Below are 14,498 nucleotides of genomic sequence, written 5' to 3'. Positions count from 1 at the left end.
ACCCCGGGAGCGCCCGCGCCGGCACCTCGTCCCCGAGCCTACGCGGCCGCCCGTCGGCACCACGTCAGTTCGATCCGCCGGCCGACCGCTCAGCCCTGGCGGTGGTGGATCTCCTCCAGCACCGTCGCCCCCAGCTCGCGGACGATCAGCTCCTGCGCCGAGAACACGTCCTCGTTCAGGTCCGGGTCGTCCTCCTCCGGCACGTCGTCCTCCGGCGCGACCCCCGACGGGCCCTGCGCCTGCGGCACGGGTGCCGCAGGCCCGACCGGGGCCTGCCGCACCGGCGGGGCCTGCACCGGGGGCGCCACGGGCTGCTGGACGGCGGGCGGCGGGACGGGGGCGCTCGGGGCCTGCACCGGGGGCGCGGCCTGCACCGGGGCGGCCGGACGGGCCGGGGCGCCCCACCCCCCGCCCGCGGGCGGGGCGGCCGGGGCGGGCGCGGACTGCGCCGCGGGCGGGTTCGTCGCGCCCGAGGGGTCGACGATGCAGTCCACCCGCCAGTCCACGCCCAGCGCGTCCGTCAGCGCCTGCCGCAGCACGTCGTCGCTGTGGCTGCCGACGAAGCTGTCGCGGGCGCCCGCGTTCACGAACGAGACCTGCAGGGTGCTGCCGTCGAACCCCGCCACCTGGCCGTTCTGGCTCAGCAGGATCCAGGTGAACCGGCGGCGGTTCTTCACCGCCTCCAGGATCTGCGGCCACATCTGCCGGATCTGCCCCGCGCCCTGCTGGGCCGCGGCGGACGGCTGCTGGGACATCGGGGGCTGCGCGATCTGCTGGGTCACGTGCTGGGGTGCGGGCTGCGCCGCCTGCGGCTGGGCCTGCTGGGGTGCGGCGGGCTCCGGCTGCGGGGCGGGCACCGCCGGGGCCGTCGGGGCCGCCGGGGTGGCCTGGGCCGCCTGGGACGCCGGCTGCTCGCCGGGGGCGAAGCTGCGCGGGATCGGCCAGGCGCCCGGGGCGGGGCCGGCCGGGGCGGCGGGCGCGGGGGCCTGCTGCACCGGGGCGGCCTGGGGGGCCATCGGCGCGACGGGCTCGGGCATCGGGGCGGCGGGCATCGGGGCCGCGGGCGGCTGGGCGGCGGGCGACTGGAAGGCCACCGGCGGAGCCATCGGCGGGGCCGTCGCCGGGGCGGCGAAGCCACCGGCCGACGCCCGGCGCTCCAGCTTGTCCAGCCGGGCCTGCGTCGACAGCTCGTCCCCGTACGCGCCGGGCAGCATCACCCGGGCGCAGATCAGCTCCAGTTGCAGCCTGGGGGCCGCGTTGCCGCGCATCTCGGTCAGGCCGGTGTTCACCAGGTCCGCGGCGCGGCTCAGTTCGGCCCGGCCGAAGCGGTCGGCCTGGGCCTGCATCACGGCGACCCGGTCGGCCGGGGCGTCGATCAGGCCCTTCTCCCCCGCGTCCGGCACCGTCGCCAGGATCACCAGGTCGCGCAGCCGCTCCAGCAGGTCGGTGACGAACCGGCGCGGGTCGTGCCCGCCCTCGACCACCCGGTCGACCACCTGGAACACCGTCGCCCCGTCCTGCGCGGCGAAGGCGTCCACCACCTCGTCCAGCAGCGCGGAGTCGGTGTACCCGAGCAGCGAGGTCGCCATCCGGTACGTCACTCCGCCCTCGTCGGCGCCCGCCAGCAGCTGGTCCATCACCGACATCGAGTCGCGCACCGAACCGGCGCCGGCCCGCACCACCAGCGGGAACACCGGGTCCTCGACCTGGATGCCCTCCCGCCCGCAGACCTGCGCCAGGTAGTCGCGCAGCGTGCCGGGCGGCACCAGCCGGAACGGGTAGTGGTGCGTCCGGGACCGGATCGTCCCGATCACCTTCTCCGGCTCGGTGGTGGCGAAGATGAACTTCAGGTGTTCCGGCGGCTCCTCCACCACCTTCAGCAGCGCGTTGAAGCCGGCCGAGGTCACCATGTGCGCCTCGTCCAGGATGAAGATCTTGTACCGGCTGTGCACCGGCGCGAAGAACGCCCGCTCCCGCAGGTCGCGGGCGTCGTCCACACCGCCGTGCGAGGCCGCGTCGATCTCGATCACGTCGATCGAGCCGGGGCCGCCGGTCGCCAAGTCCCGGCAGGACTGGCACTCGCCGCAGGGCTCCGGCGTCGGGCCCTGCTCGCAGTTCAGGCAGCGGGCGAGGATGCGGGCACTGGTCGTCTTGCCGCAGCCGCGCGGACCGCTGAACAGGTACGCGTGGTTGACCCGGTTGTTGCGCAGGGCCTGCTGGAGCGGGACGGTCACGTGCTCCTGCCCGATGACCTCCGCGAAGGTCTCGGGGCGGTAGCGGCGGTACAGGGCTAGGGACACGCCCCCGAAGATATCGGGCCCGGCCGACAAACGGGGCACCCCGCCACCCCGGCCCCGAAAACGCAAGGACCCCTCGCGCACCCGTCAGAGCCCTCCTACCCTTGCTGCCTTCCGGCCCTGGGGGGGTTCAGAGAGATAACGCCACACGAGGGGCTGCCCCAAGAGTAGCGGATCCCCGCCCCCACTCCCCCCACCCACCCCCGAACTCCCCCGACTCCGATCCGCAGGCCGCCCCCGGCCGCCCACCTGCGAGACCGTGGTCGCAACCACCCCTCGACATGTACTAAGCTCTCCCACGGAGGATTCGCCTAGAGGCCTAGGGCGCACGCTTGGAAAGCGTGTTGGGGGCAACCCCTCACGAGTTCGAATCTCGTATCCTCCGCCTGATCGAAGGCCCGGACCGCTGTTGCGGTCCGGGCCTTCGGCGTTTCCCGAAAAGCCAGGCCACCCTGGGATACGGCGAGTATGGTGACTTGTATGGCATCCAAGAAGGTCACCGTCACCCTCCCCGAGGAACTGCTGGACGAGATCCGCGCGGACAGTGCCGATCGCGGCCTCTCCGCCTACGTCGCCGACGCCCTCCGGGCCAAGCGCGACCGCGACCGCCTGCAGGAACTGGTCGTCTGGCTTGAGGAGGAGCACGGACCGGTGAGCAGTGACGAACGGGCTGCCGCCTACGCGGAACTGGACGACCTGGACGCCGAGCACGACCGGCGCCGCACGGCCCGTGGCAAGAGCAGCGGGGCGGCCGCGTGAAGAAGCGCGGTGAGGAGGTCCGGCGACTGCGCGTCTTCGTGCTGGACAGCGAAGCGCTGTCGCTCGCGGTCCGCGGTGACCGAATGATGATCGCCCGGCTCGATCTCGCCGCACGCGGCGAGGCGGAGATCGTCACCTCGCCCATGACCCTGGTCGAGGCGTACGACGCACGGACCACGGAGCAGCGCTGGGACTGGATCCTGTCGCGGGTGAACGTCGCCGAACTCGGCCAGGACGAGGCGCGACAGGCACGTCGACTGCTGGCCGATGCCGGGCTGCACGGGCACAAGTACGCGATCGACGCCGTGCTCGCGGTGGTGGCACTGCGGCAGCGGGGCCAGGTGACAGTCTTCACCTCCGACCCGGAGGACCTGGAGAGGCTGCTGCCGGACCACGTCGTGGTGGTGAAGGTCTAACTGCGCTTCCCTGCCCCCTCGCTTGGTGGAACGATCAGCGAACCTTCCTCTCGGCGGCTCGAAGTAGCTGCCGATGCACCCGTGAGACCAACGAACACTGCGCCGGATCCATCACTTCGACAGGGCGCGGCAGGAGAGGCAACGATGCAGCCAAGAAGCGCCGCTGCTGCGGGCAGGGACTTCCCGTACACAAGCCGAACCACCTGCTACATCGAGATTTCGGAAAACGGCACCGTCTCCCACGGCATCGACTCCGGGACCTACGAACGAGCGCGGAGCGGCAAGTCCTCCCTGTACGCAGTCTGGCCGGGCGAGTGGAGCAGCCACCTGTTCGTCATCGACGACCTGGACGAGTACGCCCGCGCCCACGGCATCATCCACGACCAGGGCCGCACCGGGCTGGCCGAGCACAAACACCTGGTCCGCTGGAAGCTCTCGCCCTACGAGACGAAGCCCAACGCCAGCTATGTGGACATCGAGCTCGAGCTGGACTGCGACTGCGCCATCGAAGACCTACGAACCTTCGCCAACCAGATGCGAACCCAACGAGGGTGGGACATCGCCACCTCGGGTGGCTGGGGCAGCAGTACCCGGCCGGGGCACAACACCACCTACTCCCTGCGCGCCCGCCGGAAGAGTTTGAGCTAGCCCAGGATGAGCACCAGAGGACGAGACCTGGTCTCAGTTCTGGCCTCATTCACCCCCGTCCGGCCAGGTTCAGCCGCCGCCCAGCCGGCCCCTCCGCCGCAGATCAGGACGGGCGTGAACCCCGGCGGACAGCGTTCGTGAGAATTGGAAAGCGTGTTGGGGGCAACCCCTCACGAGTTCGAATCTCGTATCCTCCGCCCGATCGAAGGCCCGGACCGCAACTGCGGTCCGGGCCTTCGGCGTTTCCCGGGCAGCCGTTCGGCACCGCTCGACACGACGCGCCGGGATCGCGTCAGGAGTGCACCACGTCGGCCGCAGGACCGCCCTCGTCGATCGGAGCAGCGCGGCGGCGAACGCCATGAATCCGCCCGTTGACTTCGGAACATATTCCGAAGTAGCGTAGCCGCATGTCCGCTCTCACCGTGTCGTTCTCCGACCTGTCGAAGAACTCGAAGCGCGTCGCAGACACCGTCGAGCAGGCGCAGCGCGTCCACGTCACCCGCCGCGACGGCGAAGACCTGTACCTGACCACCGAACGCCACGACCGTCAGCGCGAGGAGACCGCGGATGTCACCGCGCGGCTGTTCGCGGCCCTGATCACCAGCGACGAGGGTGCGCGCGCGGTCCTGCTCGCCCTCCCCGAGGTCTTCCCCTGGACCCGGCACCTGTCGGCCGAGGAGGTGCGCGAGTTCGTCGTCGATCTCGTGAACGCCACCCGTGACGTGGTGGAGCTGGACGTCCACGCCAACCTGCACCGCGCGATCGTCGAGTGGCGTGCCACCGCCAGGATCCTGGCGGACCCCGAACTGAGCGCCCAGCTCACCGGGCCGCTCCCGGGCGAGGACCACGGCGAGGTGCTCGCCCCGTGAGCCCCAAGCGCGGCGACGACGTCCCGCCACCACCGGTCGGTGACGAGTGGCGGCTGCGGTTCGCCACCAGCGAGGCCGCCAAAGGGTGGGGCGACCTCTGCACGGAGGCGCCGGGGAACACCCGCCGCTGCTTCGAAGCCCTCCGCACCGACCCCACGGCAACGAGCGACTCCGATCGACAGCACCGGCTCCGAGGCCGCCTGGCCACCCGCGCTCTCGGTGGGGACGAACTACCGCAGTGGGAGTACGAGGTGACCGCCGGCGGGCGCGTGCGCTATCTCGTCGACGAGCCGGGCCGGACCGTCCACCTCGTCTACGCCTCGCCACGGCATCCCAAGGACACGGACAGCTGACCGGCAGCGGAGCGGATCGATCCGGCTCCGGGCGACAGGCGACGTGGTCTCAGTTCTGGTCTCATTCATCCCCGTCCCATCAGGTTCAGCCGCCGCCCAGCTGTGCAATTCGCCGCAGGTCAGGACAGGGGTGAACCTCAGCGAACGGGGCCCAGGAGATTTGGAAAGCGTGTTGGGGGCAACCCCTCACGAGTTCGAATCTCGTATCCTCCGCCTGATCGAAGGCCCGGACCGCAACTGCGGTCCGGGCCTTCGGCGTTTCCCGGGCAGGTTCGGCCGTCGCCCGGTCGGTCGTTCCGCCGTGGGTCGGGCCTTCGTCGTGTGACGTCGCAGGGGAGGGTGGGCGGGCGAAGTTACACTCACCCGCCATGACGACGATCAAAGCCCTTGCCGCGCCTGCCCTCGCGGTGGTTCTCGCGGTCACCGCCGCGCCCGGCGGCGCGGTGGCCGCGGCGGCCCCGGCGCCGCTGGTCACCACCGGACCCGTCTTCAACGATCCGACCGATCCGGCGAAGCAGGACGCGATATTCGGGCAGCTCTCGCGCCTGATCGACGGGGCGGTGCCCGGCTCGACCGTCATGACCTCGCAGTGGGCGATGAACTCCGACTGGCTGGCGGGCCGGCTGTCCGCCGCGCACCTGCGCGGGGTGAACGTCCAGGTGCTGCTCGACCACACCAGTGTGGACACCGCGGCGGGCGCGCAGTCCTACGGCAAGCTCGCGGCCGGGCTGGCGCAGCCGAGCACCGCGACGTCCTGGGTGCGCGTCTGCCCGCTGCACGAGGCGTGCCTGGCCAAGGACCCCAACCCCGCCGACGCCTACTACAGCAACAACCACAACAAGTTCTGGCTGTTCTCCTCCACCACCGGCAGTTCCACCGGCACCGTGCCGGTGGACGACGTGGTGGTGCAGACCTCGGCGAACCAGACGCTGTGGGACCGGCAGTCGGCGTGGAACGACGCGATGACCGTGGCCGGGAACGCGGAGCTGTTCAACGACTACGCGGGCTACTTCGCCGCCCTGAGCGCGGCCCAGCGGGACCGCGGACTGCAGGTCGCCGACTACCCGGTGGCGTACCAGGCCGGGCCCGCCCAGGTGTCCTTCTTCCCGCGTGCCGCCACCGACCCGGTCATCGACGTCCTGAACGCCGTCGCCGCCCCGGTGAACGGCCGGCCGGCCTGCTTCGGCAACTCGCCCGGCTACGGCACGACCGACGGTCGTACGGTGGTCCGCGTCGCGATGCACCAGATCAGCCGCGTCGAGGTGGCCGAGAAGCTCTGGGAGCTCGACGACGCCGGCTGCTACGTCGATGTCGTCTACCGCACCCTGGACACCAACGGGTCGGACGTCCTCAAGCAGCTCACCCGGCCCACCCGGTACGGCGGGATCACCCTGCACAAACTGGACGACGACGCGGCCGGCCGCACCGCCACCCACTCCAAGTACCTACTGGTGGAGGGGGGTTACCAGGGGCTCCCGAACCGGAAGATCGTCTGGACCGGCAGCCACACCTACACGTACATGGCGCTGAGCGCCAACGACGAGGCGCTGCTCAAGTACGACGACCCGGCCGTCCACGACGCCTACCGGTCGAACTTCTGGGCGCAGCGGGCCGCCGCCGACGCGCAGAACGCTCCCGCGCCGACGACTCCCTAGGGGGTCACGTCCGTTCCAGGAGGCGCGGTCGGTCGAGGGCGGCGCCCGACCGGGATCTGCGGATCGACACCGTGGTCAGCACGCTCGGCCACGACTCGGACGACGTCCGGGACGTCGACTTCCTGAACGTGGCGGCGCTCCCGCCGCACGAGGCGGTGACGGACGCGCTGCCGGCGGACCGGGCCGGAGCCGGGCTCAGGCGGGGCCGAGGCGTTCGGCCAGGATGCGGGCGCGGGCGGTCTGGACGGCGGCGGCCTGGCGGGCGGCGAAGCGGAGCAGGCCGAACGGGGCGTGCAGGTGGAGGGTGTCGGTCACCCGGGTGGTGCCGGGGGTGTGCGGGGCGAGGGCGAAGCGGTAGCGCATCCGGACGCCGCCGGGGCTGGTCACGTCGCCCCCGACGGCGGCCCCGGCGGGATCGGTGCGGAGGGTGACCCGAATGGCGTTGTCGTGGTCGACCAAGCCGAGGAAGCGGAAGCGCTCGACGGCGGTGTAGTGGGTGACGTCCGCCTCGCGGCGGATGTCGCGGACCTCGACCAGGAGCGGGGAGAGGCCGAGGTAGTTCTCGGGTTCGGCCAGGTGGGCGAGGACGGCCTCGGGGGTCGCCCCGATGTCGTAGGTCCGGCTCAGTTCGGTGCTCGGCACGCCGACTCCCCTGTCTGGCAAGGCTGGTGAGGGTGTCCGGCGCGGCTCCGGACGTCCGGCTGGATGATCGCACTGTCCGGCGGCCGTGGCCAGGGCGGGGACGACTCCTGTGGACGAGATAAGCAGTCCGTCGACATATCTAGATGACTGATCTATTGTCGCTCCCATGACGGAACGCCAACTGCCCGAGCCCACCCGGCTCGTTCTCACCGCCCTGGCCGACGAACCCCGGCACGGCTACGCGATCGTCCAGGAGGTCCTGGCGATCACCGGCGGCCGGACCAGGCTGCTGACCGGCACGCTCTACACGGCGCTGGACCGCCTGCTCCAGCAGGGACTCGTCGAGGTGCGCCACGAGGAGGTGGTGAGCGGACGCCTCCGCCGCACCTTCGCCCTGACCGGCCGGGGCCGGGACACCCTGGCCGAGGAGACCCTGCGGCTGCGGGCCGGCGCGGCCGAGGCCGAGCGCCGACTCGCCGTCGGCCGCGGGCGCGGCCGCGGGCGCGGGCGCGGCACCGCGCTCCGACCGGACGGGGCGACGGCGTGAACGGCTTCGACGGAACCCACGAGCCGCTGCTGCGGCGGCTGCCGGTGCAGTCGCTCTACCCGCGCGCGTACCGGGCCGCGCACGGGGCGGAGATCGCGGACGTGTTGGCCGAGTCGCTGCGGGACGCCGACGGCCGCACCGCGCTGCGGGAGTACGCCCGGCTGGCCGCGCACGCGCTGCGGCTGCGGCTGCGGATCGGGTCCGGCGACCCGGCGGGCCGGGCGCTCGCCGGGGCCGCCCCGTTCCTGCTGGCGGGCGGGGCCGCGCTCGGCGCGGTGCACCTGCTGACCGGCGTGGTGCTGCGCGGCTCCCGGGCGGGTCTCGCCGAGGCCGCGCTGATCGGCGCGCAGAGCGCCCCGTGGGCGCTGGCCCTGCTGGGCGCCGTGCTCGGCCGCTGGGGCTGGGCCCGGGCGCTGGTGCTGGCGGCGGTCGCCGCCGCGCCGCTCGGGCCGGACGTGCTGCCCGGCCCGTCCGGGGAACTGCTCGGACTCTGGGCGCTGATGGGCGGGTTGGTGCTGCTCGCGCCGCCGGACGGGGTCGACCTGGCGGCCCGCACCCGGTCCCGGGCGGTGGGCAGCGCGATCGCGCTGGCGCTGCCGATGAGCGCCGTCGCCGTCGTGTGGATCGGCCACTGGCCGACCGACCACACCGCGACGGCGTTCCCGACCGCGCTGCGGATCGCGCTGGACGCCTTCGCGCTCTGGCCCGCCGTGGTGACGGCGGTGGTGGTCGGGTGGCAGCTGGCCGACCCGGACACCGACCGGGTGCAGGCGGGCGGCGCGGCGCTGGCCGCCCTGCCGTGGACGGTCATGGTCGCCCCGCCGCTGTACGACAGCGTCCCGGTCGACCACCACGACCTGCTGCGCGGCGGCGCGCTGACCGCCGTGCTGGTGCTCGCCGCCGCCGTCCTCGGCGTCCTGCGCCGGGCGGCCCGGCCCGCCCGCCCGCGCGGCTGACCGTCCGCCCGTCCCGGTGCCCTACCGCCCGAAGTGCCGTGGCCCGGCGGGGGGATGATGGGGGCTCGGCAGTGCGGACGAGGGGCGGGCCCGTGGCAGGCAGTGGAGTGACCGAGGCGGGGACGGCGGCGCCCGAACGGCGGCGGCTGGGGCGTCCCCGGTCGGCGGCCCGGCGGGTCGCGGTGCTGGTGGGCGTCCTGGTGCTGCTCGGGCTGCCGCCGTGGTGGACGCTGCTCGGGGCGGCGGACTGGCCGCTGCCGGTGCTGCTGGGCGGGACGGCGGCGGTGCTGGGGTGGCTGGCGGCGTTCCCGTTCCTGATGCTGGCGGGGCACCGGCCGGAGCGCCGCGACGACCGGGCGGCCCTGATCGCGGACACCGGCCTCGGGGTGATGTGGGTGCTGTTCACCTGCTCGGTGCTCGGCGCCCTGGCGGACGCGGCGCTGGCGCTGCTGGGCGTCGGCGGCGCGGGCCGGGTCGTCGCGGTGGCGGTCGCGCTGCTGGCGGCGGCCGTGCTGGCGTGGGGCCACTACGAGGCGATGCGGGTGCCCCGGGTGCGGGAGGTCGAGGTGCGGCTGCCCCGGCTGGGCGCGGGCCTGGACGGCACCAGGGTCGTGGTGCTGGCCGACACCCACTACGGGCCGATCGACCGGGCGGCCTGGTCGGCCCGGGTCACCGCGGCGGTCAACGCGCTCGACCCGGACCTGGTGGTGCACGCGGGCGACATCGCGGACGGCACGCCCGGGCAGCGGCGGGAGCAGTCCGCGCCGCTCGGCGCGGTCCGGGCCCGGCTGGCCCGGGTGTACGTGACGGGCAACCACGAGTACGGCAGCGAGGCGCAGGGCTGGCTGGACCGGATGGCCGAACTGGGCTGGGAGGCGCTGCACAACCGCCACCTGGTGGTGGAGCGCGGCGGCGACCGCCTGGTGGTGGCGGGCGTGGACGACGTGACCGCCGAGTCCTCCGGGCTGGCCGGCCACCGCACCGACCTGTCGGGCGCGCTGGCCGGCGCGGACCCGGAGCTGCCCGTCCTGCTGGTCGCGCACCAGCCGAAGTTCGTCCCGCACGCGGCCGCCGCCGGGATCGACCTGCAGATCTCCGGCCACACCCACGGTGGCCAGATCTGGCCGTTCCACCACCTGGTCCGGCTCGACCAGCCGGTGCTCCAGTGCCTCAGCCGGCACGGGGAGCGCACCCGCCTCTACACCAGTCGCGGCACCGGCTTCTGGGGGCCGCCGTTCCGGGTGTTCGCGCCCAGTGAGATCAGCCTGCTGACGCTCCGCCAAGAGCGGGATTCGAGCCACCGCGCGGCCTGACGGATCGTCGGCGGAAGGTTCGGGACCTGCGACGACTCACCTGTAGTTCCGGCGGGGAGCGGGCGGGGTTCAGGCGGCGTACACGCGGTTTCCACGTCGGGTCAGCAGAGTTCCGCCCCGTGCCTACCTCACACTCGCGTGTCGGCGTCGCCTCCGTGTGCGCCGCGTCCCTGACCTTCTCCGGGCTGGTCGTCACCGGGCTGCTCGCCGCGCAGCCCGCGGCGGCGGCCGACCCGGCCGGCTACCAGAACGTCCGGATCAACGAAGTCACCTCCGCGAACAACGACACGGTGGAGCTGTACAACGCCGGCTCGGCCGCGGTGAGCATCAGCGGCTGGAAGATGTCCGACGACGGCTTCTCGCCGCAGACCTTCAGCCCGTCCGCGAGCAGCATCCCGGCGGGCGGCTTCGTCACCTTCAACTCGCCCAAGGGGCTGGGTGATTCGGACAAGGTGGTGATCTACACCGCCGACGGCACCGTGGTCGACCGGGTCGAGTGGGCCACCGGGAAGGCCAAGCCGGCGATGGCCCGGTGCGGCGGCGACGGCACCGGCTCCTGGGTGACCGCGACCACGGCGACCACCTTCGGCTCGGCGAACGCCGCGGGCTGCCCGGCCTCCCTGCCGGCCGCGAGCAAGGTCCGGATCAACGAGGTGAGTTCGGACGGCTCGGACACCGTGGAGCTGTACAACGCCGGTTCGGCCGCGGTGAGCATCAGCGGCTGGAAGTACGTCGACAACGACACCGCGCACTCCGCGGTGACGGTCTCCTCCTCCGCGCCGTCCGCGAGCAGCATCCCGGCCGGCGGCTACCTGACCTTCGACTCGACGATCGGGCTGGGCGGCAACGACTCGCTGTTCCTGCTCGACGGCAGCGGCAACACCGTCGACTCGGTGACCTGGGCGGCGTCCGGCGCCTCGCCCTCGGACGAGCGCTGCGCGACCGGGTTCCGGACCTCCGCGACCGCGACCTTCGGCGCGGTGAACTCCTGCTCGGGCTCCGGCCCGGGCGGCGGCACCCCGACCGGCCACCTGCTGGGCGGCGGCGGCGCGTTGACCAGCGGCTGCACCCCCGAGGCGCCGAGCGGCACCGGCCCGACCCCGGCGGGCACGCTGTCCTGGCCGGGCGGCCTCGACGTGACGATCGCGGACAACGTCTGCGCGTTCACCACCTCCACCGGCCCCGAGGGCCGGGACGTCAGCGGGCTGGCCTTCGACCCGGCGAACCCGTCCGTGCTGTGGGCCGCGAAGAACAAGAACTGGCTGTACAAGCTGGTCAAGAGCGGCGGCACGTGGGTGCCGGACGCGACCTGGAGCGCGACCGGCAAGCAGATCCGGTTCGCGGGCGGCACCGGCCAGCCGGACTCCGAGGGCCTGACCGTCGGCGCCGACGGCCACGTCTACGTCACCTCCGAGCGCGACAACAGCAACAACACCGTCCCCAAGGACACCGTGATGGAGTTCGACCCGGCGGCCACCGGATCGGTCCTGACGCCCGTCCACCAGTGGGACATGACCGCGCAGTTCCCGCAGCTGAACACCGGCAGCAAGGACGACGCCAACCTGGGCTTCGAGGGCGTCGGCTACGTCCCGGACAGCTGGCTGACCGCGAACGGCTGGGTCGACCCGCTGACCGGCACCGCCTACAACCCGGCGAACTACCCGCTGCACGGCGCGGGCCTGTTCTTCGCCGGCCTGGAGTGGGACGGCACCCTGCACGTCTACGGCCTGAACTCGGACGGCGGCTTCACCACCTTCGGCACCGTCGCCACCGGCAAGACCTCGGTGATGGACGTGATGTTCGACGCCGGCACCCAGCGGATCGTCGCCACCTGCGACAACACCTGCGGCGAGACGCACACCTTCCTGAAGGTCGACGCGAGCGGCGCGCTCGTCCCGGACGTGACCTACACCAACCCGGCCGTGATGCCGGTCGACAACCTGGAGGGCTTCGCGCTCGCCCCGACCTCGACCTGCGTCAACGGCTTCCGCGAGGCGGTCTGGAGCGACGACGGCATCCAGGGCTTCGGCTCCGGCAGCTCCTCGTACGGCCACGCGCTGTACAGCGGCACCTTCCCCTGCTGATCGCCCGCTGACCCCGGGAGACCGGGCAGCGGCGACCGAACGGCACGGCCGCGGGCGTCGGACACCAGGTCCGGCGCCCGCGGCCGTGTTCCGTGCGGGAGGGGGCGCGGCGCGGCAACGCCGCCCCCTCCGGGGCCCTGGGTCTTGGTGGAGTCCGTAACACCGAGGGACCGGGTGATCGCCGAGCGAAGCACCCGCTGCGCCGCCCAGGGTCACACGGCGGACCGGCGGGGGCAACGGCAACGCGGATGGTTGCGCACCAATCCCGGCGGGGTTAGCGCTCGACGCCGAGTAGTGGTACCTTGCGCCGCCGACTCGCCGACCGGGAGCGGCAGTTGACCCGTCTCGCCTGGTCGGCGGCGGTCCGCCGGGCGGAGTGCGCCCCCTGTACCACCCCCTCGGGGCGGGCACGCTGCGTAGCGCCCGCTCATGGCGGCGTGAACGGCCGCCGCGCCGGGGATTCGGCCGACTGGACGGGCGCGCACCAACCCCGCCGCGACCCTTGGCACTCGGACCGCCCCGCCAGGCACAGTAGGACCATCGTGAAAGGGCATCAGAACCCGGTCGGCAAGCCGGAGTTCACCGCAGGATGCCCGCGTGGAGTCCGTATCCGACCGGCCCGAGGCCGGTCCGCACCTCGAGTTGGAGATTCCCCGACCATGCGCCAACCCTCCGGCGACCGCCGTCCCGCCGTCCCGTGCGTGGAGACCGTTCCCCCGCTGCCGACGCCCCGCCCCTCGCTGTCCGGCATCGAGGGCGTCCTGATCATCGTGGTGATCCTGTCCGGGATCACCCTGGCCGTCCTCGGCGAGTCCACCGCGATGGTGGTCGAACTCCTCGGCGGCCTGGCCTGGGTGGGCACCCGGGCCGTGGCCACCACCCGGGCCGCGGGCATCCTGCCCGCGGGCGTCCGGTCCGCGGGCGTCCGGTCCGCGGGCATCCGGTCCGCGGCGCGGGGGTGATCCGGAACCGATGAGCCGGCCCGAACGGCCGGTCGACGGTTCGACCCACGTCGGCGTCCTCGCGCAGCGGCTCCGGTCGCTGCGCGGGCGCGCCGGCCTGTCGTACCGCCGGCTCGCCGAGACCACGCCCCACCACCCCTCGACCTACTCCCGGGCGGCCGGCGGCGCCGTGCTGCCCACCCTGGAGGTGGTGGAACTGTACGGGCAGCGGTGCGGCGCCACCGCCGCCGAACTGCGGCAGCTGCGCACCTGCTGGCGGGCCGCCCGGCGGGCCGAGGAGCCCGCCGTGCGCGCCGTCCCGCTGGACCTGATCCGGCACCCGTTCGAACTCCGGGACGCGATGGTCGCGTTGCGCAACCGGACCGGCCGTCCCTCGCTGCGCACCCTGGAGGAGCGGGCCGGCGGGTACGGGAGGCTCCCGCACAGCAGCCTGAGCCTGGTGCTGCGCGGCCTCGCGATGCCCGGCCGCGGCCTGCTGGAGCACTTCGTCCGCGCCTGCCGGGTGCCCAGTGCCGAGGTCGACCGCTGGCTGAAGGCCTGGGACCGGGTCAGCGCGATGCGGATCAGCCGCCCCGCGGCCGCCGACCTGCTGCTCCAGTACCGGGAGCTGCTGACCGCCGAGCGGCAGGCCGACGGCAGCGTGCGGCTCAGCCTGCCGATCGCGCTGGCCGGACCGGGCGGGGAGGACGACCACGCCGGCTGGCAGCTGCTGGCCGCGCCGGTCAGCACCGTGCTGCCCCCGCCCCCGGCCCCGTCCTCGGCGGACCGCCCGGACTGAGCACGGTGGGGCCCCCCCCGGGGGGCGGGGGGGGGGGGGGGGGCCGGCCGGGCCCCCCCCCCGCGGGGGGGGGGGGGCGGGGGGGGGGGGGGGGGGCGGGGGGGGGGGGGGGGGGGGGGGGGGGCGGGGGGGGGGGGGGGGGGCCCCCCCCGAAGTTACACTCACCCGCCATGACGACGATCAAAGCCCTTGCCGCGCCTGCCCTCGCGGTGGTTCTCG

The 14,498-nt window shown here is 73.7% G+C and carries 14 protein-coding genes, 1 tRNA gene and 1 other RNA gene; 13 read left to right on the top strand and 3 right to left on the bottom strand.

The genetic code is table 11. From position 1 onward, the window contains the following. Positions 1-89 precede the first annotated feature (89 nt). Positions 90-2,300, bottom strand: coding sequence for a DNA polymerase III subunit gamma and tau (locus ACIQBJ_RS11385; protein WP_400707319.1), 2,211 nt, complete (start codon positions 2,298-2,300; stop codon positions 90-92). A 64-nt stretch (positions 2,301-2,364) separates the two neighbouring features. After that, an RNA gene (gene ffs / locus ACIQBJ_RS11380) (signal recognition particle sRNA small type) lies at positions 2,365-2,455 on the bottom strand. A gap of 142 nt (positions 2,456-2,597) precedes the next feature. Here ffs and ACIQBJ_RS11375 point away from each other — a divergent pair. The 7 genes from ACIQBJ_RS11375 to ACIQBJ_RS11345 all read left to right on the top strand — a co-directional run bounded on the left by ACIQBJ_RS11375 (position 2,598) and on the right by ACIQBJ_RS11345 (position 6,997). Continuing rightward, positions 2,598-2,682, top strand: a tRNA-Ser gene (locus ACIQBJ_RS11375). A gap of 95 nt (positions 2,683-2,777) precedes the next feature. After that, positions 2,778-3,056: a CopG family transcriptional regulator gene (locus tag ACIQBJ_RS11370; protein WP_400707316.1), complete on the top strand. Its 279-nt coding sequence runs from the start codon at positions 2,778-2,780 to the stop codon at positions 3,054-3,056. Beyond that, a complete protein-coding gene (locus ACIQBJ_RS11365) occupies positions 3,053-3,472 on the top strand; it encodes a PIN domain-containing protein (protein WP_400707313.1) in 420 nt (139 codons plus the stop codon). Before ACIQBJ_RS11370 ends, ACIQBJ_RS11365 begins: the two co-directional genes overlap by 4 nt. A gap of 144 nt (positions 3,473-3,616) precedes the next feature. Further along, positions 3,617-4,120: a hypothetical protein gene (locus ACIQBJ_RS11360; RefSeq protein ID WP_400707310.1), complete on the top strand. Its 504-nt coding sequence runs from the start codon at positions 3,617-3,619 to the stop codon at positions 4,118-4,120. A gap of 407 nt (positions 4,121-4,527) precedes the next feature. Continuing rightward, the gene (locus ACIQBJ_RS11355) at positions 4,528-4,989 is read left to right on the top strand and encodes a prevent-host-death family protein (RefSeq protein ID WP_400707307.1); all 462 of its coding nucleotides are present in this window, start codon (positions 4,528-4,530) and stop codon (positions 4,987-4,989) included. Continuing rightward, complete coding sequence (locus tag ACIQBJ_RS11350; RefSeq protein ID WP_400707304.1) at positions 4,986-5,342, top strand: hypothetical protein; 357 nt, start codon at positions 4,986-4,988, stop codon at positions 5,340-5,342. Before ACIQBJ_RS11355 ends, ACIQBJ_RS11350 begins: the two co-directional genes overlap by 4 nt. A gap of 368 nt (positions 5,343-5,710) precedes the next feature. After that, the gene (locus ACIQBJ_RS11345) at positions 5,711-6,997 is read left to right on the top strand and encodes a phospholipase D-like domain-containing protein (protein ID WP_400707301.1); all 1,287 of its coding nucleotides are present in this window, start codon (positions 5,711-5,713) and stop codon (positions 6,995-6,997) included. Positions 6,998-7,192: 195 nt separating this feature from the next. Here the strand turns inward: ACIQBJ_RS11345 and ACIQBJ_RS11340 are convergent, their stop codons facing one another. Continuing rightward, positions 7,193-7,639, bottom strand: coding sequence for an SRPBCC family protein (locus ACIQBJ_RS11340; RefSeq protein WP_400707297.1), 447 nt, complete (start codon positions 7,637-7,639; stop codon positions 7,193-7,195). Positions 7,640-7,805: 166 nt separating this feature from the next. Between ACIQBJ_RS11340 and ACIQBJ_RS11335 the strand changes: the two genes are divergently transcribed. From ACIQBJ_RS11335 to ACIQBJ_RS11310, 6 genes are all read left to right on the top strand, one after another. Then, entirely contained in the window at positions 7,806-8,186 is a 381-nt protein-coding gene (locus ACIQBJ_RS11335) for a PadR family transcriptional regulator (RefSeq protein ID WP_400707294.1), read from the top strand. Then, on the top strand, positions 8,183-9,142 hold the full coding sequence (locus tag ACIQBJ_RS11330; protein ID WP_400707291.1) for a hypothetical protein: 960 nt from the start codon (positions 8,183-8,185) through the stop codon (positions 9,140-9,142). Before ACIQBJ_RS11335 ends, ACIQBJ_RS11330 begins: the two co-directional genes overlap by 4 nt. A 107-nt stretch (positions 9,143-9,249) precedes the next feature. Next, positions 9,250-10,455 carry a metallophosphoesterase gene (locus ACIQBJ_RS11325; protein WP_400708123.1) on the top strand — a complete coding sequence of 402 codons (1,206 nt, stop codon included), beginning with the start codon at positions 9,250-9,252 and terminating at the stop codon, positions 10,453-10,455. A 119-nt stretch (positions 10,456-10,574) separates the two neighbouring features. Continuing rightward, positions 10,575-12,539 (top strand): lamin tail domain-containing protein, encoded by a 1,965-nt coding sequence (locus tag ACIQBJ_RS11320; protein WP_400707288.1) that lies wholly within the window; start codon positions 10,575-10,577, stop codon positions 12,537-12,539. 659 nt (positions 12,540-13,198) lie between these two features. Next, positions 13,199-13,501 carry a hypothetical protein gene (locus ACIQBJ_RS11315; protein ID WP_400707285.1) on the top strand — a complete coding sequence of 101 codons (303 nt, stop codon included), beginning with the start codon at positions 13,199-13,201 and terminating at the stop codon, positions 13,499-13,501. A gap of 10 nt (positions 13,502-13,511) precedes the next feature. Further along, complete coding sequence (locus ACIQBJ_RS11310; protein ID WP_400707282.1) at positions 13,512-14,279, top strand: helix-turn-helix domain-containing protein; 768 nt, start codon at positions 13,512-13,514, stop codon at positions 14,277-14,279. Positions 14,280-14,498 lie beyond the last annotated feature (219 nt).

Source organism: Kitasatospora sp. NPDC088391 (genome assembly GCF_044753345.1).
Lineage (GTDB): Bacteria > Actinomycetota > Actinomycetes > Streptomycetales > Streptomycetaceae > Kitasatospora.
This window is presented reverse-complemented; position numbering and strand designations above follow the sequence as displayed.